General features: G+C 74.6%; 13 protein-coding genes. 8 read left to right on the forward strand and 5 right to left on the reverse strand.

The features are described 5' to 3' along the window. The first annotated feature begins 155 nt into the window (after positions 1-155). Both ACWEPX_RS12195 and ACWEPX_RS12200 read left to right on the forward strand, forming a co-directional pair. Positions 156-5,630 carry an ATP-binding protein gene (locus ACWEPX_RS12195; RefSeq protein WP_451897165.1) on the forward strand — a complete coding sequence of 1,825 codons (5,475 nt, stop codon included), beginning with the start codon at positions 156-158 and terminating at the stop codon, positions 5,628-5,630. 29 nt (positions 5,631-5,659) lie between these two features. Next, positions 5,660-7,729, forward strand: coding sequence for an ATP-binding protein (locus ACWEPX_RS12200; RefSeq protein ID WP_451897166.1), 2,070 nt, complete (start codon positions 5,660-5,662; stop codon positions 7,727-7,729). A gap of 61 nt (positions 7,730-7,790) precedes the next feature. Here ACWEPX_RS12200 and ACWEPX_RS12205 read toward each other — a convergent pair whose 3' ends face one another. Both ACWEPX_RS12205 and ACWEPX_RS12210 read right to left on the reverse strand, forming a co-directional pair. Then, positions 7,791-9,161: an aspartate aminotransferase family protein gene (locus tag ACWEPX_RS12205; RefSeq protein ID WP_451897167.1), complete on the reverse strand. Its 1,371-nt coding sequence runs from the start codon at positions 9,159-9,161 to the stop codon at positions 7,791-7,793. A gap of 11 nt (positions 9,162-9,172) precedes the next feature. Beyond that, positions 9,173-10,669 carry a CoA-acylating methylmalonate-semialdehyde dehydrogenase gene (locus ACWEPX_RS12210; protein ID WP_451897168.1) on the reverse strand — a complete coding sequence of 499 codons (1,497 nt, stop codon included), beginning with the start codon at positions 10,667-10,669 and terminating at the stop codon, positions 9,173-9,175. 127 nt (positions 10,670-10,796) lie between these two features. On the opposite strand from ACWEPX_RS12210, the gene ACWEPX_RS12215 reads away from it, so the two are divergent. The 3 genes from ACWEPX_RS12215 to ACWEPX_RS12225 all read left to right on the forward strand — a co-directional run bounded on the left by ACWEPX_RS12215 (position 10,797) and on the right by ACWEPX_RS12225 (position 14,780). After that, a complete protein-coding gene (locus ACWEPX_RS12215; protein WP_451897169.1) occupies positions 10,797-12,404 on the forward strand; it encodes a PucR family transcriptional regulator in 1,608 nt (535 codons plus the stop codon). A 121-nt stretch (positions 12,405-12,525) separates the two neighbouring features. After that, on the forward strand, positions 12,526-13,338 hold the full coding sequence (locus tag ACWEPX_RS12220) for a carbon-nitrogen hydrolase family protein (RefSeq protein WP_451897170.1): 813 nt from the start codon (positions 12,526-12,528) through the stop codon (positions 13,336-13,338). After that, positions 13,335-14,780, forward strand: a complete 1,446-nt coding sequence (locus ACWEPX_RS12225) for an APC family permease (protein ID WP_451897171.1) — start codon at positions 13,335-13,337, stop codon at positions 14,778-14,780. The genes ACWEPX_RS12220 and ACWEPX_RS12225 overlap by 4 nt, the downstream gene beginning before the upstream one ends. Here the strand turns inward: ACWEPX_RS12225 and ACWEPX_RS12230 are convergent. Then, on the reverse strand, positions 14,761-15,612 hold the full coding sequence (locus tag ACWEPX_RS12230; protein ID WP_451897214.1) for an SDR family oxidoreductase: 852 nt from the start codon (positions 15,610-15,612) through the stop codon (positions 14,761-14,763). The genes ACWEPX_RS12225 and ACWEPX_RS12230 overlap by 20 nt on opposite strands. Positions 15,613-15,720: 108 nt before the next feature. Between ACWEPX_RS12230 and ACWEPX_RS12235 the strand changes: the two genes are divergently transcribed. Beyond that, a complete protein-coding gene (locus tag ACWEPX_RS12235) occupies positions 15,721-17,694 on the forward strand; it encodes a cellulose binding domain-containing protein (RefSeq protein ID WP_451897172.1) in 1,974 nt (657 codons plus the stop codon). Here the strand turns inward: ACWEPX_RS12235 and ACWEPX_RS12240 are convergent. Both ACWEPX_RS12240 and ACWEPX_RS12245 read right to left on the reverse strand, forming a co-directional pair. Continuing rightward, positions 17,691-19,172, reverse strand: coding sequence for a carboxylesterase/lipase family protein (locus tag ACWEPX_RS12240; protein WP_451897173.1), 1,482 nt, complete (start codon positions 19,170-19,172; stop codon positions 17,691-17,693). The two genes, ACWEPX_RS12235 and ACWEPX_RS12240, sit on opposite strands and share 4 nt — an antisense overlap. Positions 19,173-19,176: 4 nt before the next feature. Further along, entirely contained in the window at positions 19,177-19,752 is a 576-nt protein-coding gene (locus ACWEPX_RS12245; protein WP_451897174.1) for a TetR/AcrR family transcriptional regulator, read from the reverse strand. A gap of 101 nt (positions 19,753-19,853) precedes the next feature. Here ACWEPX_RS12245 and ACWEPX_RS12250 point away from each other — a divergent pair, with 101 nt between their 5' ends. Further along, the gene (locus ACWEPX_RS12250) at positions 19,854-21,314 is read left to right on the forward strand and encodes a S1 family peptidase (RefSeq protein WP_451897175.1); all 1,461 of its coding nucleotides are present in this window, start codon (positions 19,854-19,856) and stop codon (positions 21,312-21,314) included. 46 nt (positions 21,315-21,360) lie between these two features. Further along, entirely contained in the window at positions 21,361-23,559 is a 2,199-nt protein-coding gene (locus tag ACWEPX_RS12255) for a tetratricopeptide repeat protein (RefSeq protein WP_451897176.1), read from the forward strand. The last annotated feature ends 8 nt before the right edge of the window (positions 23,560-23,567 follow it).

The following is a 23,567-nucleotide window of genomic DNA, read 5'->3' on the forward strand; positions in this document are numbered from 1 at the left end:
TTGTAGGGTCTCCACAACTTGGCAGCCTCGGCATGCGCGATGTGGACCATTGGTGTACTCGCCGGTAATCGAGCAGGGTCTTGGCAGTGCGCAGGCGACGCCCGCAGGACCCGGGCGTCGCCCTTCTGCGCGTGGTACTTGGGAGGGACCAACCGGTGTTCAGTCGTGTCGCCATCGTCAACCGGGGTGAGGCCGCGATGCGGCTCATCCACGCCGTCCGCGATCTCGCCGCCGAGACCGGGGCGCGGATCGAGACGGTGGCGCTGCACACCGACGCCGACCGCGGCGCGACCTTCGTGCGCGAGGCGGACCTGGCCTACGACCTGGGCCCGGCCGCGGCCCGCCCCTACCTCGACCACGCCGCCCTCGAACGCGCGCTGCTGGCCACCGGGGCCGACGCGGCGTGGGTCGGCTGGGGCTTCGTCGCCGAGGACCCGGCCTTCGCCGAGCTGTGCGACCGGATCGGGGTGACCTTCATCGGCCCGAGCGCGGAGGCCATGCGCAAGCTCGGGGACAAGATCGGCGCGAAGCTGATCGCCGAGGAGGTCGGCGTGCCGGTCGCGCCGTGGAGCCGCGGCGAGGTCGCCACCCTGGAGGAGGCGCTGGCCGCGGGCGAGCGGATCGGCTACCCGCTGATGCTCAAGGCGACCGCGGGCGGCGGCGGGCGCGGCATCCGCAAGGTCTCCTCGGCCGACGAGCTGGCCGAGGCCTACGAGCGCACCAGCCAGGAGGCGCTGCGCGCCTTCGGCTCCGGCGTGGTCTTCCTCGAACGGCTGGTCACCGGGGCGCGGCACGTCGAGGTGCAGGTGATCGCCGACGGCCAGGGCACGGCGTGGGCGCTGGGCGTGCGCGACTGCTCGGTGCAGCGGCGCAACCAGAAGATCATCGAGGAGTCGGCATCGCCGGTGCTCTCCGCCGAGCAGACCGCCGAGCTCAAGGCCGCGGCCGAGCGGCTGGCGCTGGCGGTGGACTACCGCGGCGCGGGCACCGTGGAGTTCCTGTACCACCCCGGGGAGAAGCTGTTCGCCTTCCTGGAGGTCAACACCCGGCTCCAGGTCGAGCACCCGATCACCGAGATCACCACCGGCACCGACCTGGTGAAGCTCCAGCTGCACGTGGCCGCAGGCGGCAGGCTGGAGGGCCTGCAGCCGGTCGAGATCGGCCACGCCGTGGAGGCCCGGCTCAACGCCGAGGACCCCGACCGCGACTTCGCCCCCGCCCCCGGCCGGATCACCCGCCTGGCCCTGCCCGCCGGGCCCGGCATCCGGGTGGACACCGGGGTCAGCGAGGGCGACACCATCCCCGCCGACTTCGACTCGATGATCGCCAAGATCATCGCCGCAGGCCGCGACCGCACCGAGGCGCTGGCCCGGCTGCGCCGGGCGATGGCCGAGACCACGGTGATCATCGAGGGCGGCGCGACGAACAAGAGCTTCGTGCTCGACCTGCTCGACCAGCCCGAGGTGGTCGAGGCGACCGCCGACACCGGCTGGATCGACCGCGTCCGCGCCGAGGGCAGGCTGACCAGCCACCGCCACTCCGCGGTCGCCCTGGTCGCCGCGGCCATCGAGGCGTACCAGGACGAGGAGGAGATCAACCGGCAGCGGCTGCTGTCCACCGCGCACGGCGGCCGCCCGCAGGCGCGCCACGAGAGCGGGCGCCCGCTGGACCTCAAGCTCCGCGGCGTCGGCTACCGGGTGCGGGTGGCCCGCGTCGGGCCCAAGCGCTTCCGGGTCGGGGTGGCCTGCGGCGGCGACGAGCACCTGGTCGACGCCGAGGTCGAGCGCTTCGACGCGCACAGCGGCCAGATCAGCGTCAACGGCAGGCGCTTCCGGCTGGTCTCGGCCACCCACGGCCCGATCCACCTGGTCGAGGTCGACGGCGTGACCCACCGGATCAGCCGCGACGAGGGCGGCGTGGTCCGCTCCCCCGCCCCCGCGCTGGTCGTGGCCACCCCGCTGGCCGTCGGCGACGAGGTCGACGCGGGCGCGCCCATCCTCGTGCTGGAGAGCATGAAGATGGAGACGGTGCTGCGCGCGCCGTTCCGCGCCCGGGTCCGCGAGTGCCCGGTGTCGGTGGGCAGCCAGGTCGAGACCGGCGCGCCGCTGATGCGCCTGGAGCCGCTGGCCGACGGCGGCGCCGAGGCCGAGACCGGCCAGACCGCCGAGATCGACCTGCCCGCGCCCGCGGAGCCGACCGCCGCCGAGCGGGTCGAGCGCGGCCTGCGGGACCTGCGCAGCCTGCTGCTCGGCTTCGACGTCGACCCCGACGACCGCGACCGGGTGCTGACCGACTACCTGGCCGCCCGCGCCGAGCTGGGCGCCCGGCCGATCCCGGGCGAGCTGGACCTGCTCGCGGTGTTCGCCGACCTCTCCGAGCTCAGCCGCAACAAGCCCGGCGGCGAGCTGGACGCCGAGCCCGGCAGCCCGGTGCACAGCCCGCGCGAGTACTTCCACAGCTACCTGCAGAGCCTCGACGTCGAGCGGGCGGGCCTGCCGGAGGGCTTCCAAGCCAAGCTGCGCCAGGTCCTGGCCCACTACGGGGTCACCGAGCTCGACCGCACCCCGGAGCTGGAGGCCGCGGTCTTCCGGATCTTCCTGGCCCAGCAGCGGATGGCCGCCGACGCCGGGGTCGTCTCCGCGCTGCTGCGGCACTGGCTGGCGGGCGCGCCGCCGACCGAGGCGCTGAGCCAGCGCGTCGGCCTGGCGCTGGAGCGGCTGGTCGAGGCCACCCAGGTGCGCTTCCCCGCGGTGTCGGACCTGGCCCGCGGCGTGGTGTTCCGCTGGTTCGCCCAACCGCTGCTGCGCCGCAACCGGGCCCGGGTCTACGCCGCGGTGCGCGACGGCCTGCGCTACCTCGACCGCAACCCCGACGCCCCGGACCGCGCCGAGCGCATCCAGGCGATGGTGGCCAGCGCCGAGCCGCTGGTGCGGCTGCTCGGCCAGCGGATCGGGCGGCCCGGCCGCGACCACGCGCCGCTGCTGGAGGTGCTGACCCGCCGCTACTACGGCAACCGCGGCCTGTCGGAGGTCACCGCGCGCGACGCGGCGGGCTGCCGGTTCGTCACCGCCGAGCACGCCTCGGCCGCGGGGCAGACCCGGGTGATCGCCACCGCCGTGGACATCGCGCAGCTCCCCGACGCGATCGGCGCGGTGGGCAAGCTCGCCGCCGACGCCGCCGACCGCGGCATGGTGGCCGACCTCTACGTCACCTGGGAGGGCCAGCCCGACGCCGACGGGATGGTCCAGCGGCTCGGCGAGCTGCTGGCCGAGCACCCGCTGCCCGCGGGCCTGCGCCGGATCACCACCACCGTCGCGGGCACCAGCGGCGCGGTGTTCCACCACCACTTCACCTTCCGCCCGGATGGCGCGGGCTTCGCCGAGGACCGGCTGATCCGCGGCCTGCACCCGCAGATCGCCCAGCGGCTCCAGCTGCACCGGCTGCGCGAGTTCGACCTCACCCGGCTGCCCTCGGCCGACGAGGAGATCTACCTGTTCAAGGCGGTGGCGCGCAGCAACCCGGCCGACGAGCGGCTGTTCGCGATGAGCCAGGTCCGCGACCTGACCCCGCTGCGCGAGGCCGACGGCAGGCTGGTCGCGCTGCCCGCGGTGGAGGACACCTTCGCGGGCTGCCTCGACGCGATCCGCAACATCCAGGCGCAGCGCCCGCAGAACAAGCGCTTCGACACCAACCGGATCATGATGTACGTCTGGCCCGCCACGGACGTCACCCGCGACGAGCTGAACACGCTGGTCCAGCGCATCCTGCCGACCACGGCCGGAGCCGGGCTGGAGGAGGTCCAGTTCCTGGCCCGCCAGCGCACCGAGACCGGCGAGCTGACCGAGGTCGCCGCGCGGATCACCCTGGAGCCCGGAGGGGAGTTCCGGCTCGACGTCGGCGAGCCGACGACCGACCCGGTGGAGCCGCTGGACGACTACCGGCAGAAGGTGCTGCGCGCCGCCCAGCGCGGCACCACCTACCCCTACGAGCTGACCGGGCTGCTGGCCGGTCCCGAGGGCAGCTTCGTCGAGCACGACCTCGACGTGCACGGCGTCCTCGTCCCGGTCGAGCGGCCGAAGGGGCGCAACACCGCCGCGATCATCGCGGGCGTGGTGAGCACGCCGACCGAGCGGCACCCCGAGGGCGTCACCCGGGTGGTGCTGCTGGGCGACCCGACCAAGGCGCTGGGCGCGCTGGCCGAGCCGGAGTGCACGCGGGTGATCGCCGCGCTCGACCTCGCCGAGCGGATGGGCGTGCCGCTGGAGTGGTTCGCCCTGTCGGCCGGGGCGCGCATCTCGATGTCCTCGGGCACCGAGAACATGGACTGGGTCGCCGCGGCGCTCAAGCGGATCGTGACGTTCACCCAGGACGGCGGCGAGATCAACGTCGTGGTGGCGGGCATCAACGTCGGCGCCCAGCCGTACTGGAACGCCGAGGCCACGATGCTCATGCACACCAAGGGGATCCTGGTGATGACGCCGGACTCGGCGATGGTGCTGACCGGCAAGCAGTCGCTGGACTTCTCCGGCGGGGTGTCCGCTGAGGACAACTTCGGCATCGGCGGCTACGACCGGGTGATGGGCCCCAACGGCCAGGCGCAGTACTGGGCCCCGAACCTCGCCGGGGCGCGCGACGTGCTGATGGCGCACTACGACCACACCTACGTCGTGCCCGGCGAGAAGGGCCCGCGCCGCGCGGTCACCACCGACCCGGCCGACCGCGACATCTCCGGGTTCCCGCACGCAGTGGTGGACAGCGACTTCACCACGGTCGGGGAGATCTTCTCCGCCGAGCACAACCCGGACCGCAAGAAGCCCTTCGACATCCGCACGGTGATGCGGGCGCTGTCCGACCAGGACCACCCGGTGCTGGAGCGCTGGGCGGGCATGGCCGACGCGCACACCGCGGCCGTGCAGGACGTGCACATCGGCGGCTGGCCGGTCTGCCTGGTCGGCATCGAGTCGCGCGCGGTGCCCCGCCGCGGCTTCCCGCCCACCGACGGCCCGGACACCTACACCGCGGGCACGCTGTTCCCGCAGTCGTCCAAGAAGACCGCGCGGGCGATCAACTCCGCCTCCGGCAACCGGCCGCTGGTGGTGCTGGCCAACCTGTCGGGCTTCGACGGCTCGCCGGAGTCGATGCGCAAGCTCCAGCTGGAGTACGGCGCGGAGATCGGCCGCGCGATCGTCAACTTCGACGGCCCGATCGTGTTCTGCGTGATCTCCCGCTACCACGGCGGCGCGTTCGTGGTGTTCTCCAAGGCGCTCAACCCGAACATGACGGTGCTGGCGCTGGAGGGCTCCTTCGCCTCCGTGCTCGGCGGCGCGCCCGCCGCGGCGGTGGTGTTCTCCAGCGAGGTCAACAACCGCACGGCCACCGACCCGCGGGTGACCGAGCTGCAGGCCCGGGTGTCGGCGGCCAGCGGCGCCGAGCGCGCGGCGCTGACCGCCCAGCTCGCCGAGCTCCAGTCCGCCGTCCGCGCCGAGAAGCTGGGCGAGGTCGCCGCCGAATTCGACCGCGTGCACAGCATCCAGCGCGCCGTCGAGGTCGGCTCGGTCGACGCGATCATCACCGCGGCCGAGCTGCGCCCGCGCGTCATCGCGGCGATCGAGCAGGGGATGCGGGGGTAGCCACGGGCGAGGCGCGCGGCGACGGGTCGGTGCGGAACATCCTCATCGCGGGGACCGCACCGGAGGTCGTGGTGCAGGCCCACACGGTGGTCCTGCCCGCCGAGCGGCCCGTGCCGCGCCAGCTTCCCGCCGCCCCCGCCGGGTTCGTCGGCCGGGACGCCGAGCTGGCCGAGCTGGACCGGGCGGCGGGGGCGGTGGTGATCTCGGCGCTGGCCGGGGCGGGCGGGATCGGCAAGACCTGGCTGGCGCTGCACTGGGCGCACCGGAACGCCGAGCGGTTCCCGGACGGGCAGCTGTTCGTGGACCTGCGCGGGTTCGCGCCCGGGGCCGACCCGATGCCCGCCGCCGAGGCGGTGCGCGGCTTCCTCGACGCCCTCGGCGTCGACCCGCGCCGCCTGCCGCCCGACCCGCACGCCCAGGTCGGGCTGTACCGAAGCCTGACGGCCGGGAAGCGGCTGCTGGTGGTGCTGGACAACGCCGCGTCCGCCGAGCAGGTGGTCCCGCTGCTGCCCGGCACGCCCAGGGCCACCGTGCTGGTGACCAGCAGGCGGCGGCTGACCGGCCTGGTGGCCGCGCACGGCGCGCTGCCGGTGCTGCTCGACGCCCTGCCCGACGGCGACGCCCGGCGGCTGCTGACCGCCCGCATCGGCCGGGAGCGGGTCGACGCCGAGCCCGCCGCCGCGGCCGACCTGCTCGCCGGGTGCGGCGGGTTCCCGCTGGCGCTGGCCGTCGCGTCCGGGCGGGCCCGGGTGCACCCGCGGCTGCCGCTGGCCGCGCTGGCCGCCGACCTGCGCCGCGACGGCGGCTTTGATGGGGACGATCCAGCGACCAGCCTGACCGCCGTGCTGTCGTGGTCGCACCGCGGGCTCACCGCGGAGCAGCGGCGGGTGTTCGGGCTGCTGGGGGTCGCGCCCGGGCGCGACATCGGGCTGCCTGCGGCGGCCGCGCTCACCGGGATCGCCGTCGACCGGCTGCGGCGGGTGCTGGACGGGCTGGTCGATGCGTCCCTGCTCGACGGCGACGGGCGGTACCGGATGCACGACCTGGTCCGCGCCTACGCCGCCACCACCGCCGAGGACCCGGCCCCGGCGCTGCGGCGCGTCCTGGACTTCTACGCCCACACCGCCGTCGCGGCCGACCGGCTGCTGATCCCGCACCGCAAGCCCATCCAGCTCGACCCGCCCGCCGCCGACCCGCACCCGCTGCCGGACGCCGCCGCCGCGCTGTCCTGGCTCGACGCCGAGCTGGCGAACCTGGTCGATGCGCAGCGGGTCTCCGATGACGCGACCGCGTGGCGGTTGGCATGGGGCACGTCGACGTTCCTGTTCCGCCGAGGGCAGCACGACCTCATGCGCGTGGTGTGGTCGGCCGCGGTGGCGGCGGCCGAGCACCTCGACGCGACCGCCCGCATGCTGGCCCACCGTCACCTCGGACTCGCCACCGCCCACTGCGGCGACGCGGACGCGGCCGTCGAGCACCTGCAGGTGGCCCTCGCCCTGGCCGATGGCCAGCCCGACGCCTTGGCGCCGATCCACCAATCCCTGGCCTGGGTCTGGGACCGCAGCGGCAACGCCGAACGCGCTCTGCACCACGCCCAGGCATCCCTGGACCTGCTGCGCGAGGTGGACCAGCCGGTCGCCCGAGCCGCCGCCCTCAACGCCGCGGGCTGGTACGCCGCCCGCTGCGGCAACCACGACCTGGCCCGCGAGCGCTGCCAAGCCGCCCTCGCCCTCAACCGCACCCACGACAACCCCGGCGGCGCAGCGGACGCCCTCGACAGCCTCGGCTACATCGACCACCACAGCGGCAGGCACCGCGCAGCCATCGAGCACTACGAACAGGCCCTAGCCCTACGCCGCGCGACCGGGGCAGCCAGCGGAGCCGCCGACATCCTCGACCACCTCGGCCACCCCCACACCGCCCTCGGCGACCACGACCGCGCGCGGGAGGTCTGGCAGGAAGCCCTCCGCCTGTACGAAGCCCAGGGCCGAGACACCGACGCCACCCGAGTCCGCACGCAACTAGCCGACCTGAGCCGCAAGGTCACCGCTCAGCCGTCGCAGGGATCTAAGAGCACCGCGGCGGCTGCCGAATCCTGAACCCCGACCAGAACCGGCCGGTCACCCGTGGGAACGGGGACCGGCCGGATCGGGGTGTGGGTCAGAGCAGGCTGGCTGCTTCGGTGAGGGTGTGGCGGAGGATGGACTCGATCTCGTCGAACTCGGTCTGGCCGCAGGTCAGCGGGGGTGCGACCTGCACGACCGGGTCGCCGCGGTCGTCGGGGCGGCAGTAGAGGCCGTTGTCGAAGAGGGTGCGGGGGAGGTAGCCGCGGATCAGGCGCTCGCGTTCGTCCGCGTCGAGGGTCTGCTTGGTCGACTTGTCCTTGACCAGCTCCACCGCCCAGAAGTAGCCGTCGCCGCGGACGTCGCCGACGATGGGGAGGTCGAGGAGTTTGCGCATGGTCGCGCCGAAGGCGGCTTCGTTGTCCAGCACGCGCTGGTTGAGGCCCTCGGCGTCGAAGATGTCGAGGTTGGCCAGCGCGACCGCGGCTGCGACCGGGTGGCCGCCGAAGGTGTAGCCGTGCGGGAAGGTGGTCTTGCCGTGCAGGAACGGCTCCACGACCCGGTCGGTGGTGATCATCGCGCCGATCGGGGCGTAGCCGGAGCTCATGCCCTTGGCGCAGGTGATGATGTCGGGGACGTAGCCGAACTTCTCGCAGGCGAAGGTCGTGCCGTGCCTGCCGAAGGCGCCGATCACCTCGTCGGAGACCAGCAGCACGTCGTGCTTGTCGCAGATCTCGCGGACCCGCTGGAAGTAGCCCGGCGGCGGGGTGAGGCAGCCGCCGGAGTTCTGCACCGGCTCCAGCACGACCGCGGCCACGGTCTCCGGGCCCTCGAAGAGGATCGCCTCCTCGATCCGGTCGGCCGCCCACCGGCCGAACGCGACCGGGTCGTCCATGTCCGAGCGGTAGAAGTTGGTGTTGGGCACCCGGAAGCCGCCCGGGGTCAGCGGCTCGAACAGCTGCTTCATCGCGGGCAGGCCGGTGATCGCCAGCGCGCCCTGGGGGGTGCCGTGGTAGGCCACGGCCCGGCTGATCACCTTGTGCTTGAGCGGGCGGCCGGTCAGCTTGAAGTACTGCTTGGCCACCTTCCAGGCGCTCTCGACGGCCTCGCCGCCGCCGGTGGTGAAGAACACCCGGTTCAGGTCGCCCGGGGTGGCCGCCGCCAGCCGCTCGGCCAGCCGGACCGCGGGCGGGGTCGCGTAGCCCCACACCGGGAAGTAGGCCAGCTCGGCGGCCTGGGCGGCCATCACCTCGGCCAGCTCGCGGCGGCCGTGCCCGGCCTGCACGACGAACAGGCCGGAGAGCCCGTCGAGGACGCGGCGGCCGCGGTCGTCCCAGATGTAGGCGCCCTCGCCGCGGGTGATGACCGGGCCGGGCCCGGCCGACAGGCGGGTGAAGTGCGGCCACAGGTTCCCCCAGCCCGCCTGGGCCGAGCCGGTCGCCGCGGGGTCGTGCTCGGTGAGCGTCATCTCTGCCGTCCTCAGTCGTTGCGGGGGAAGCCCAGGCTCAGGCCGCGCTGGCCGCCGTCGGGCCAGCGGGAGGTGACGACCTTGCCCCGGGTGAAGAAGTGCACGCCCTCGGCGCCGTGGGCGTGGGTGTCGCCGAACAGCGAGTCCTTCCAGCCGCCGAAGGAGTAGTAGGCGACCGGGACCGGGATCGGCACGTTGACGCCGACCATGCCGACCTCGACCTCGTTCTGGAAGCGCCGCGCGGCGCCGCCGTCGGTGGTGAAGATCGCGGTGCCGTTGCCGTAGGGGTTGGCGTTGACCAGCGCCAGGGCATCGGCGTAGGTCGCCACGCGGACCACGGACAGCACCGGGCCGAAGATCTCGTCGGTGTAGACCGACATCTGCGGTGTCACCCGGTCGAGCAGGGTCGGGCCGAGGAAGAAGCCGGAGCCGTCGGCGTCGGGCTCGACGTGCCTGCCGTCGATGACGACCTCGGCGCCCGCCCGCTCGCCCTCGCCGACGTACCCGGCGACCCGGTCGCGGTGCTCGGCGGTGACCAGCGGGCCCATGTCGCAGCCGCGCCTGCCGTCGCCGGTGCGCAGGCCGCGGGCCCGCTCGGCGATGGCGGCCACCAGCGGGTCGGCGACCGCGCCGACGGCGACGACCACGCTGATCGCCATGCACCGCTCCCCCGCCGAGCCGAACCCGGCGCTCACCGCGGCGTCGGCGGCCACGTCGAGGTCGGCGTCGGGCAGCACCACCATGTGGTTCTTGGCCCCGCCCAGCGCCTGCACCCGCTTGCCCGCCGCGCTGGCGCGCTGGTGGACGTAGCGGGCCACCGGGGTGGAGCCGACGAACGAGACGGCCTTGATCGCGGGGTGGTCGAGCAGGCCGTCGACGGCCTCCTTGTCGCCCTGCAGGACGGTGAACACCCCGTCGGGCAGGCCCGCCCGCTGCCAGAGCCGGGCCAGCAGCAGCGCCGCCGACGGGTCCTTCTCGCTGGGCTTGAGCACCACGGTGTTGCCCGCCGCGATGGCGATGGGCACGAACCACAGCGGCACCATGACCGGGAAGTTGAACGGGCTGATCACCGCGACCGGGCCGAGCGGCTGGCGGATGGAGTGCACGTCCACCGCGGTCGAGGCGTTCTCGGTGTAGCCGCCCTTGAGCATCGGCCCGATGCCGCAGGCGTACTCCACGACCTCCAGGCCGCGGGCGACCTCGCCCTGGGCGTCGGAGACCACCTTGCCGTGCTCGGCGGTGATCAGCTCGGCCAGCTCGTCCTTGGCCGCCTCCAGCAGCTCCCGGAAGGCGAACAGGATGCGCGTGCGCCGGGACAGGGAGGTGTCGCGCCAGCCGGGGAAGGCCGCCGCCGCTGCCGCCACCGCCTGCTCGACCTCGGCCGCGCCCGCCAGCGCGACCCGCCGGGCGACCTTGCCGGTGGCCGGGTCGAACACGTCGGCGGCGCGGCCGGACCCGCCGGCCAGCTCGGCGCCGTTGATCCAGTGCCCCACGATCTCCGCGGTCATCGACTGTCCCTCCTGTCGGATGCCTCAAGCGTCGGGCCGGAGGGCCGGTCGGAACCAGTTACACAATGGCGCTGATCAAGTTCGCGGGCCGACGGTGTGTAAAGCGGTGCGTGCTAGGGTCCGGCCCGTGTACCCGACCGTGGCGGACGTCCTCGCCACACCGGCAGTGCAGGCCGGTGACCCGCGGGTCCGCGCGGGCGACGACGCGCTGGACCGGCCGGTCCGCTGGGTGCACGTCAGCGAGATCGCCAACGTCGCCGGGACGCTGGAGGGCGGCGAGCTGCTGCTGTCCACCGGCATCGTCGCCGCCGACCCGGGCGTGGACCTGGCCGCCTACGTCGCCGCGCTGCGCGAGGCGGGCGCCAGCGGGCTGGTGGTCGAGCTGGGCAGGCACCTGCCCGCGCTGCCCGAGGCGATGGTGCGCACCGCCCGGCGGCTGGGGCTGCCGCTGGTCGAGCTGCGCCGGACCGTGCGGTTCGTGGAGATCACCGAGGCGGTGCACACCCGCATCCTCAACGTCCAGCACGAGCGGCTGCGGTTCACCCAGCAGGTGAACGAGGTGTTCACGACGCTGACGGTCGAGGGTGCGCAGGTGGAGGAGATCCTGGCCAAGGCCAGCGCCCTCGGCGGGCACCCGGTGGTGCTGGAGGACCTGGCCCACCACGCGGTCGCCTTCAGCGGCACCACCCGCCCGGACGAGCTGCTGCGCGACTGGGAGGCCCGCTCGCGGCTGGCCGCGGCGGGCGGGGAGACCGCGGTCGCGGGGCCGGAGCGGTGGCTGTGCACGCCGGTCGGCCCGCGCCGGGGCCGCTGGGGCAGGCTGGTCGTGCCGCTGGCGGTGGCCGACACCGACCAGCTCGCCGCGGTGCTCGAACGCGCCGCCGACACGCTGGCGATCACCCGCATGCTGCGCGGGGAGGGCCGCGACGTCTCCGCCGACGCCCACGGCGGCCTGCTGCGCGACCTGCTGGCCGGGCAGCTCACCGACGAGCGGGCGATGGGCGCGCGGCTGCGCGCGCTCGGCCTGCGCACCGGCCGCGCCTACGCCGTCCTCGTCGTCGCGGCCGACCGGGCGGCCCCCGACCGGCCCGCGCTCGACCGCACCGTGCTCGACGTCGTGACCGCCACCGCCCGCGCCCAGGGCCGGGCCGCGCTGACCGGGCGCACCGGGCCCGGCCGCTGCGCGGTGGTCTTCGCCGTCCCGGCCGAGGCCGACGAGCCCGCGGCCGTGCGGTCGTTCCTGGCCGCCGCCCGGCCGCGGCTGCCCCCGGGCACCGCGGTCGCCGCCGCCGAGCCCGCGACCCGGCTGACCGGGCTGTCGGCCGCGCTGGCCGAGGCGACCCACATCGCCGACGTGGTGGCCGCGGGCCGGGTCGACGAGCGCGAGGTCTACCGCAGCCGCGACATCGGCGCGCGGGGCCTGCTGTGGTCGCTGCGCGGCGACCCGCGGCTGCACCGCTTCGCCGAGCTCCAGCTGCAGCCGCTGCTCAGCCACCGCGCCCGCCACCACGGCGACGAGCAGCTGCTCGACCTGCTGCGCACCTACCTCGCCGCCAACGGCAACGTCGCCGTGCTCGCCCGCGCCCTGCACCTGAGCAGGCCCGCGGTGTACGCGCGGCTCAAGCGGCTGGCCGACGTGCTCGGCCGCGACATCGCCGACGCGGAGACCCGGCTGTCGCTGCACCTGGCCGTGCTCGCCTACGACCAGGCCGCGCCCGCCGAGGGGGCGCGGTGACCCACCGCAGCGGGGTCGACCGGGGATTGCCACGGCCGTTGACACTGTGTCGTCGAACACACGGCACCCTTTACGGATCGTCACTTGCCCGGCCTGCGGTCCACGATCGACAGTGCTCCGCATGACCGACCCCGAGGTAGTCCGCATCGCGGGGCTCCAGACGCCCAGCGCCCCCGCGGACGTGCCTGCCAACCTCGCCGTGCTCGACCAGGCCGCGCAGGCGGCCGCCGACTCCGGGGCGCGGCTGCTCATCACCCCCGAGATGTTCATCACCGGCTACGACATCGGCGACGCCGTGCACACCCTGGCCCACGAGGACCTGGTGGGCCCGGCCGCCGAGATCGCCGCCCGGACCGGGGTCGGGATCGTCCTGGGCGCCCCCGAGCACGACGGGGGCGCCTACTACAACAGCGCGTACTTCATCGACGACCACGGCCGGGTCACCGCCCGCTACCGCAAGACGCACATGTTCGGCGAGCTCGACCGCCGCTACTTCGCCCCCGGCGAGGACCTGGTCTGCACCACCGAGTTCCACGGCCTGACCATCGCGCTGCTCATCTGCTACGACGTGGAGTTCCCCGAGCCGGTCCGGGCCGCGGCGCTGGCCGGGGCCCACCTGGTCGCGGTGCCCACCGCGCAGATGACCCCGTTCGAGTTCACCGCCGACCACCTCGTGCGCACCCGGGCGTGGGAGAACCAGGTGTACCTGGCCTACATCAACCACGACGGCGCCGAGGGCTCGCTCGACTACGTGGGCCGCAGCAGCATCATCGCCCCCAACGGCGACGTGCTCGACCGGGTGGAGCACGGCGCCCGGCTGCTCGTCGCCGACGTGCGGCCGGAGGCGGTGCGGCAGGCCCAGCGGGACAACCCGTACCTCACCGACCGCCGCCCCGGCCTCTACGCCCCTTCCCGTGAGGACCACCGACCATGAGCACCCCCACCACCGCCTCCCCCGCCCCGGGGGACTCCACCGCACCCGACGCCGCGGCAGCCGGGCGGTCCCGGCTCTCCGGCAGGCTCGGCACCGGCGGCATCGTCTTCATGGTCATCGCGGCCGCGGCCCCGCTGACCGTCATCGGCGGCAACGTGCCGCTGGCCATCGGCTCGGGCAACGGCGCGGGCGCGCCCATCGGGTTCGTCATCGCCGCCCTGGTGCTGCTGGTCTTCTCCGTCGGCTTCGTGACCATGACCCCGCACGTCAAGGAGGCGGGGGCGTTCTACTCCTACGTCACCCGCGGCCTCGGCGGCAGGCCGGGCATGGGCACGGCGTACGTGGCGCTGGTGGCCTACACCGCCATCCAAGTAGGCATGTACGGCTACTTCGGCTGGGCCATCGGGGATCTGGTGGCCTACTACGGCGGGCCGTCGATCCCGTGGTGGGTCTTCGCCATCGCGGGCGTGGTGATCGTGGGGCTGTTCGGCTACCGGCACATCGAGCTGAGCTCGAAGGTGCTCGGCGTCGCGCTGGTGCTGGAGATCGCCATCGTCGTCGCGCTCGACACCGCGATCATCGCCACCGGCGGGGCCAACGGGATCACCGGCGAGTCGTTCACGCCGGAGGCGATCACCTCGGGGCCGCTGGGCATCGCGGTGCTGTTCGCGCTCACCGGCTTCATCGGCTTCGAGGCCACCGCGGTCTTCCGCGACGAGGCCCGCGACCCCGAGCGCACCATCCCGCGGGCGACCTACCTCGCCGTCGTCATCATCGGGGTGTTCTACGCGATCTCCTGCTGGAGCCTGATCGAAGGAATCGGCGCCGACCGCGCGAACGCGGTGGCCAACGAGGCGCTGAGCAGCGGCGGCAACCTGCTGCTGGACTCGGCGGGCACCTACCTGGGCGTGGTCCTGCGCGACGTGATGCAGGTGCTGCTGTGCACCAGCGTGTTCGCCTGCGTGCTGTCCTTCCACAACGTCATCGCGCGCTACCAGTTCGCCCTGGCCAACAGCGGGTCCTTCCCCGCGCCGCTGGGCCGGGTCCACGCCCGGCACGGCTCGCCCGCGTTCTCCTCGGTGGTGCAGACCGGGACCGCGCTGGTGCTGGTGCTGGTCTTCACCCTCGTCGGGCTCGACCCGCTGGTCGGCGTCTTCGGCTCGATGGCGGGCGTGGCGACGGTGGGCATGGTCCTGCTGATGCTGCTGACCTCGGTCTCGGTGGTCGCCTTCTTCCAGCGCACCCCCGAAGCGCGCGCCGGGCGGGTCTGGCCGACCGTGGTCGCCCCGATCGCCGCCGTCGTCGGGCTGCTGGTGAGCCTGTGGCTGGTCGTCTCCAACTTCACGCTGGTGACCGGCGGCAGCGCCGGGGTGAGCCTGGTGCTGGGCCTGATCCCGGTGGCCGCGCTCGTCGCCGGGCTGGCTATCGGCCCGCGGCGGTAGCGAGGACCCCGGCCAGCGGGGTGGCCGGGCGCCCGCTGAGGCGTTCGACGTGGTCGGTCACCGCCGCCAGCTCGCCGCGGGCGATGGCGGTGTAGGTGGAGACCCAGGCGTCGACCTCCCAGTCCGGGGCGTTGTAGGACGCCCTGGACTGGTACGCCTCCTCGACCGTCTCGGGGTGGTAGGTCGCGGGGGTGCCGGTGACCTCGGTGATGATCTCGGCGATCTGGTGCAGGGTCAGCGATTCCGGGCCGGTCAAGTCGTAGGTCTGTCCGATGTGGGCGCCGGGGTCGGTGAGGACGGCGGTGGCGCACTCGGCGATGTCGTCCTGACCGACGACCGCCGCCCGGCCGTCGCCCGCAGGCCCGCGGATCACGCCGTCGGCGCCCACCAGGCCGGGCATGAAGTCGGCGTAGAGGTTGTCGCGCAGGAAGGTGTGCGCCAGGCCGGTGGCGCGGATGTGCTCCTCGGTGGCCCAGTGGTCGCGCGCCAGGGTGAAGGCGGCGTCGGGGGCCGCGCCGTAGAACGAGATGTAGACCAGGTGCCCGACACCCGCGTCGGCTGCGGCGTCGACGAACGCGCGGTGCTGCTCGACCCGGTCCGCGGACTCGGACGCGGAGACCATGAGCACCACGTCGACGCCCGCCAGCGCCGCGCGCACGGCGGCGCGGTCGCCGAACTCGGCGCGGTGGACGGCCGCGCCGGGCAGGTCCGGGCAGCGGGACGGGTCGCGGGCGAGCATCCGCTGGGCGATGCCCGCCGCGGCCAGCCGCCGGGCCACCCGCCCGCCGAGCCTGCCGGTGACCCCCGTGACCGCGATCCGCTGCGCATCCATCACCGGGCGATCCTGCCACCCCGCCCCGACGGGCGCAGGTTGACAACCCCGGGCGTGTCCCCCCAGTCTTGAGAGCGCTCCCAGTCGCCTGGCCGAACAGGAACGCCGATGAGCCGTCGCGTCGCCCCGCTCGTCTTAGCCCTCACCGCCGCCCTCCTCACGGCGCCGCCCGCCCTCGCCGAGCCCGCCGTCGCGGTGTCGGTCGACCTGCGCGCCGGGCTGGAGCCCGTCGGCGACGTCGGGATCGGGGTCAACCACGCGATCTGGGACAGCCAGCTGGGCGCCCCGGAGGTGGCCGACCTGCTGCGCGACGCGGGTGTGCAGGCCATGCGCTACCCGGGCGGGTCGTACTCGGACATCTACCACTGGGAGGACCACACCGCCCCCGGCGGCTACGTCGCGCCGAACACCGACTTCGACACCTTCATGGCCGGGGTCCGCCGCGCGGGCGGGCAGGCCATCGTGACCGCGAACTACGGCACCGGCACGCCCGAGGAGGCCGCGGGCTGGGTGCGCTACGCCAACGTCGAGAAGGGCTACGGGGTCGAGTACTGGGAGATCGGCAACGAGCTCTACGGCAACGGCCACTACGGCGCGGAGTGGGAGGCCGACGAGCACCCCGACAAGAGCCCCGCGGGGTACGCGGGGCTGGTCCGCGACTACGCGCGGGCGATGAAGGCGGTGGACCCGACGATCAAGGTCGGCGCGGTGCTGACCACCCCGGGCGAGTGGCCCGACGGCATCACCGCCGCCGGCGACGCGGGGTCGTGGAACGAGGTCGTGCTGTCGGTGGCGGGCGCGGACATCGACTTCGTGATCCTGCACTGGTACCCGGCGGGCGCGGCGGAGATGCTGGCCAGCGTCGACCGCGTGCCGGTGATGCTGCGGCTGGCGCGCGAGCAGATCGCCCGGTACGCGGGCAAGGACCTCGAAATCGCGTTCACCGAGCTGAACACCAACTACGGGCGCAACACCCAGCCCGGCGCGCTGTTCGCCGCCGACGCCTACGCGACCATGCTCGCCCACGGCGTGTTCAACATCGACTGGTGGAACGTGCACAACGGCATCGGCAACGTCACGACGGTGGCCGGGCAGACCGACTACGAGGACTTCGGCCTGCTCTCCAGCGGGAGCTGCACCCCGGACGGCGCGGTGTGCCAGCCGCCGCTGAACACGCCGTTCGCGCCGTACCACGCGCTGGCGCTGGTGTCGCGCTTCGCCGAGCCGGGCGACCAGTTCGTCACCGCCACCTCGTCGGACCCGATGCTGCGGGCGCACGCGGTGCGCAAGCCCGACGGCGACCTGGCGGTCATGCTGGTCAACCGCGACCCGGACAACGCCAAGACCGTCGCAGTGGACCGCACCGGCCCCGCGGAGATCCTGAGCTACGGCAACGGCGACACCGCCATCACGCGCACGACGGGCGACAGCGGGTCGGTGGCCGTCGCGCCCTACTCGATCACCGTCCTGCGGCTCGACGCGGCAGCGGCCCCGGGCTCGACCGCGCCCCGCCCGGCCGCCGCCGAGGTGACCGACCGCACCGCCACCCTCACCTGGCCCGCGGCGGCGCCCGGCCTCAAGTACGAGGTGCACCGCCAGGTCGGCGCGCGCACCGAGCAGTGGGGTGAGACGACCGGCACGACCTTCACCGCCCGCAACCTGACCCCGAGCACGACCTACACCGTCAACCTCATCACCCGCGACGGCGCGGGCCGGGTCTCCTGGGCCTCTCCCCCGCTCACCTTCACCACCTCCGCGCCCGCGCGCTCGACCTGCCGGGTGGTGTTCTCCGACGCCAACGACTGGGGCAACGGGTACGTCGGCAGCATCGACATCACCAACACCGGCACGCGCCCGGTCGAGAACTGGACGCTGGCCTTCACCTGGCCCACCACGTGGCAGCGGGTCGACAGCGGGTGGAGCGCGACCTGGACGCAGACCGGCGCCGCGGTCACCGCGGCCAACCCGGGCACGATCGCCCCGGGGGCCACGGTGAACGCGGGCTTCGTCGCCGCCTACCACGGCCCGAACGTGCCGCCGAACGCCTTCACCCTCAACGGGATCCCCTGCTCGGTGGGCTAGGGGGCCAGCGGCGGCCAGAAGTCGAGCCGGTGCTCGCGCCGGTAGTCGACGCCGGTGACCGCGCCGGGGGCGAGCTGCTGGACGTGGCCGCCCTCGGCGAAGGCGGGCCAGGGCGGCAGGGCGTCGCCGTTGGGGTCGCCGGTGCGGGCGAAGGCGGTCCAGCAGCGGATCATCAGGTCGGACAGCTCCGGCGCGTCGTCGCCCTCCGGGAACAGGTACGGGATGTCGCTGCTGTGGGTCGCGCCCTCGGGGGAGGCGGCCTCGTCGGCGAACTCGAAGGCGTAGACCGGGGTGTGCCGGGACAGCAGCTCGTGCTGGCGGTGGGTGGCGCGCGCCCACACCCGGTCGGTGAGCACCTGGGCCCACGCCCGGCTCGGGCTCTCGAACGCGCTCAGCGGGTACTCCGCGGCGACCTCGGCGGCCCGGTCGCCGAACGCCGCGGTCAGCAGGCGCGGGTAGTCCTCGGCCGACACCGGCCCGCGGAACAGCTCGACGAGGCCGCGGTGCTCGTGCCGGGCGTTGCCCGCCAGCACCGGCACCCGGGCGAACTCGCCCGCCGCGAAGGCTTCGGCGGGCACGGCGGGCAGGTCGGGGCCGCCGAAGCCGTAGGGCTGGAAGATGTTCATCACCTGGGGGTGGTCGAGCAGCGCCTCGGTGGGCAGGGCGCGCAGGCAGTCGAGGTCCTGGCAGCCCAGCTGCTCCCCGATCGCCTGGCCGATGCCCGCGATCTCGGCCTGGTCGCGCCAGGCCAGCCACGGCAGCGCCTCCAGCCCGGGGTACCACGCCTCGGCGGGCAGGTCGACCAGCGCGAACCCGCTGTGCATGATGGCCTTGTCGAACAGCCCGCGCGAGGCGGGCGACACCAGGTGCGCGGCCACCGACGACGCGCCGTAGGACACCCCGAACACCGTGACGTTGCCCGGGTCGCCGCCGAACGCGGCGGCGTTGCGGCGCACCCAGTCCAGCGCGGCGCGCTGGTCGGCCAGACCGAAGGCGCCCGACCCGGCCAGGTCCGGGTAGCCGAACCCGCCGAAGACCCCGAGCCGGTAGTTGATCGTCACCACGACGACGTCCCCGCGCGTGGCCAGGGCCCGTGCGGGGAAGTGGTGGCCCGCCCCCACCGCGCCGTCGCCGTGCACCCACACCATCACCGGGCGGCTGCCGGTGGTCGACGGGGTGGTGACGTTGAGGAACAGGCAATCCTCATTGGTCGATCGAGTGTCCGAATAGGACGATCCGGCCTGGGCGCACGGGCTGCCCGGCTCGGTCGCCGCGCGCACGCCCTCCCAGGGCGCGACCCGCTCGGGGGCTGCCCACCGGCTCTGCTTGGCGTACGGGATCCCTTGGAACAAAGTGTGGTCGGCGTGGACCACACCCCGCACCTGCCCGGTGTCCGTCGTGGCGATCCCGTCGTCCCCCTTCTCCCCGCACGCGGTCAGCACCATGAGCGCTGCTGCCGCAAGACCTGCCCGACGCATGCCGTCATCCCCTCGTCGTGGCGAGCCCCACCGCGGTGACCAGCTCGCGTTCGCAGAGGTCGAGGTCGACCTCCGCGCCGTCGCCGAGCCGGGTCAGCACCCCGTCGCGCAGCGCCATGACGAACAGCGCCATGACCTCGGCGTCGAAGTCCCGGAACTCCCCGGCGCGCTGGCCCGCCCGCAGCAGGTCCGCCATCTTCCGGTGGTCCTCGTCGGCCGTGGTGCCTGCCGACACGTGCGGGCGCACGGCGTGCAGGGCCAAGGCGTGCGCGCGGTGCCCGGCCAGGAAGCGCAGGTTCGCCACGAGGAAGGCCCGCAGCTCGTCGGCCGCGGTCTCCCCCCGGTCCATCCGCTCCAGGACGAACGCGGTGAACACGGCCTTGACCTCGGCGAAGACCGCGTCGACCAGTTCCTGCTTGCCCGCGAAGTGGTAGGAGATCAGGCCGGTGCTGCTCAGCCCCGCCCGCGCCGCGATCTGCTTGAACGAGGTCGCCGCGTAGCCCTGCTCGGCCAGCACGGCGATGGCCGCCGCGACGATCTGGTTGCGCCGCGCCTGCTCGGTCACCGATTTTGCTCGCACAAGCAAAAGTTAGCACGGTCGAGCAAACCGCCGCTAGGCCGAACGGGTTCCGCCTGGTCGAACGGTGATCACCGGGGCCGCGGCCGCCCTATCGTGCGGGGATGGTCACCGGCCCCTTCGCCCACGGCGCCGAGGGCTGGCGGGTGCGGGTGCGCGGGCAGGGCGGGGTGCTCGGGGCCGGGGTCCTGGTCGACCCCGACCACGTGGTCACCTGCGCGCACGTCGTGCTCGACGCGGGCGACCTCGCCGTCGACCTCGTGGCCCTGCCCGGCGCGCCCAGCAGCGCCGCCGCCGTGCTGGCGTGCGTCCCGCCGCGGGGCGACCGCGGCGACGTCGCCGTGCTGCGGCTGGCCGCCAGCCAGCCGCCCTCGGCCGTGGCGACGCTGCGCAAGGTCGCCCTGGCCTGGGACCGGGACGTGCACACGCTGGGCTACCCGCGCGGCGAGGGGCTCGACATCGGGGTGTGGGCGCGGATGCGGCTGGCCGCGCACGCCGGGTCGGAGTGGTTGCAGATGAACCGCCGCGCCGAGGGCGAGCAGCGGGTCCGCGCCGGGTTCAGCGGCTCGGGGGTCGCCGACGACGCCACCGGGGACGTGCTGGGCATCGTCGTCAGCGAGTACACCGACGAGGGCGCGGGGCTGGCGTGGATGCTGCCGGTCGCCGCGATCGAGGCGCACCTGCCGCTGGTGTCGGAGTGGGTGGTCGGCGACGACGGCATCGACCCGCCCGCCACCGCGCCCACCGGCTCCACCGCCGCGGTCCGGCCGATCCTGGACTGGCTGGCCCGGCGGGCGGACGGGGGTGGCGTGCTCGTCGTCGCCGGGGACGCGCTGGACGCCCTGCGCCACGCCGTGGTGACCGCGGGCGCCGGGCCGGACCTCACCATCGACGTCGAGGGGCTGACCGCCGAGCAGGTGTCGCGGCGCATCGTGGACCGCGCCGGGCTGGACGTGCACGGCTCCAGCACCGAGCGCATCCAGGCGGGCACCCCGCCGATGACGATCATCGCCGACGGCGTTGACCAGGCAGGCGAACCGCAGGCCCTGCTCGACTCGGTGCTCCGGCCCCTGGTCGCCAGCGGCGCGCGGCTGGTGGTCGGCGTGCGCGGGGCCGACCCCTCCGGGGCCCACACCCTGGCCAGGGACACCGTCACCGCCCGGCTCGACGGGTTCGCCGGGCGCATCGCCGCGCTGGGGGCGGACACCACGGCGAGCAGGCTGCGGATCAGCCTCAGCGCCCTGCGCCGCGCCGCCGCGGCGGACTACGCGCTCGTCGCCGACCGCCTGCCCCGGCTGGACCGCGCCATCACCCGCGCCGAGCAGGCGCGCGAGGCCCGGCTCCAGCAGCAGGACGAGACCGCCGACCTGCGCGGCCTCCTGGCAGCCTGGCAGGCGAAGGCGACCGACGGCGGCCTGGTGGAGCACATCGGCATCGCCACCGCCCTGGCCCGGGTCCACGCCCTGCTGGCGGCCGACCCGGTCGACCTCCCCGCCGCCCACGCCGCAGCCCGCGCCTACCAGGACGCCGTGCGACAGGCCCTCGCGGAAGGGGGACGCGGATGACTGCCTGCACCGCGGTGGGCGCAACGCCTGCGGAAGGAGGATGCCCATGACGACCTGCGTGCGACCGGGGTGCGACGGGGGGATCGACGAGACCGGCTACTGCGACGCCTGCGGGCACCAAGCCCAGACGGGTGGGAGTGCGGTGGTCTCGACGCGGGTCGCTGCGGAGGTGAGCTCGCCGAGCAGCCGTCGGTCCCGGGGGGCGGACCCGCTGTCGCTGCCGGTCTTCGACTTCCCCGACCCGACCAGCCGCATCCTGACCGATCCGCAGGTGCCGGTGCGGGTCCGGCGGTGCGCGGCGGAGGGGTGCCCGGACCCGACCGCCCTGCCGCCGCAGTCCTCCGGGTACTGCCTGGCCTGCGGCGCACCCTTCTCCTTCCTGCCCAGCTTGGAGCCCGGGGACCTCGTCGCCGACCAGTACCGGGTGGTGGGCTGCTTCGCGCGCGGCGGGCTCGGCTGGATCTACCTGGCCAGGGACACCCACCTGGACGACAACCCGGTCGTCCTCAAAGGACTCATCGACGTCGCCGACGCCGATCTGGCGACCGCCGAGCGGCAGGCGCTGACCACGATCGACCACCCGAACATCGTCCGCATCTTCAACTTCGTCAGCCACCCCGACGCCCGCACCGGCGCGCCGCGCACGTACATCGTCATGGAGTACGTGGACGGGTTGGGGCTCAACGAGGTCGTGGCCCGCTCGCGCGGCGGCAACCCGCCGATGGGCGAGCCGCTGCGCACCGAGCACGTCATCGCCGCGGGGCTGCAGGTCCTGGCCGCCTTCGAGTACCTGCACGAGCGCGGGCTGCTCTACTGCGACCTCAAGCCCGACAACGTGATCCTGCGCTCGGGCAGGCACGGCGAGCGGGCCAACCGGATCAAGCTGATCGACCTCGGCGCGGTCCGGCGGGTCGGCGACCGCTCCGGCAAGGTCGTGCTCACCCGCGGCTACCAGGTGCCCGACGCCGAGATCGCCGAGCGCGGCCTCACGGTGCAGTCCGACCTGCACACCGTCGGCGAGTTGCTGCGCAGGCTCCAGCTCGCCACCATCGACCGGCCGGGGCAGGCGGGCGAGGGCGAGCTGCGGCGGATCGCGGAGGGCGTCGAGTCCTTCCAGCTGGTCTGCGCCCGGGCCCTGCACGCCGACCCGGACCGGCGCTTCGCCTCGGCCGCCGACATGGCCGACCAGCTGCGCGGGGTGCTGCGGGAGATCGCGTCCCTGCGCGACGGCGTGCCGCGGCCGGAGCCGTCGAGCCGGTTCACCCACACCGCGACGCTGCTCGACGACGGCCTCGGCGCGGTCCCCGACCTGCGCCGCTGGGCCGCGGACCGGCCCGCGGCCCCGCCGCTGGACCTGGGCATGCCCGCGCCCACCGCGGTCGCCGTCGGCCTGCCCGTGCCGCGCCCCACCGCGGACGACCCGGCGGCCGACGTGCTGGCCGCCGCCGACGCCGACGACCCGCGCAGGCTGCTCGACCGGCTGGCCGACCTGCGCACGCCGGAGACGGCGTTCCTGCGCTGCCGGGCGGGCCTGGCCGCGCTGGACCTCGACGCCGCGGCGGCGAGCCTGGCCCAGGCGCGCGAGCTGCTGGACGGGCGCGACTGGCGGCTGCGCTGGCACGACGGGCTCATCGCGCTGACCGGGGCCAAGATCGCCCTCGCCGCGGCGGCCTTCGCGGACGTGCGCGCCGAGCTGCCCGGCGAGGACGCGCCGAAGCTCGCCCTGGCCTACTGCGCCGAGTTCCACCACGACCTCGCCAAGGCCGAGTCCCGGTACCTGGCGGTGTGGCGGCGCGACGCGACGGTGGTCAGCGCGGTGTTCGGCCTGGCGCGGGTCCGGCTCGCCGACGGCGACCGCGACGGCGCGGTGGCGCTGCTGGACGAGACGCCGCCCGCCTCGCGCTACTACGACGCGGCGCGCATCGCCGCCGTCCGCGTGCTCAGCGGCGTGCTCGCCCCCTACCAGCCGCCGTCGCGGGCGCACCTGGCCGCGGCGGCCGAGCGGCTGGCCCAGCTCTACCTCGACGGCGGCGCGCCCGCGGGCCAGTCCCGGGTGCGATTGGAGACCGCCGTGCACGAGGCCGAGCTGGCCGCCGCGGTGGCCGCGGGCGGCGACGGCCAGGACGGGCTGCGGCGGCGGCTGGAGCGGTCCTACCGGGCGCTGGCCCGGCAGGCCGACACCCGCGCCGAGCGGTCCCGGCTGGTCGACCTGGCCAACCGGTACCGGCCGGTGACCTTCCGATGAGCGACGGG

It is taken from the genome of Actinokineospora sp. NPDC004072 (assembly GCF_053604195.1).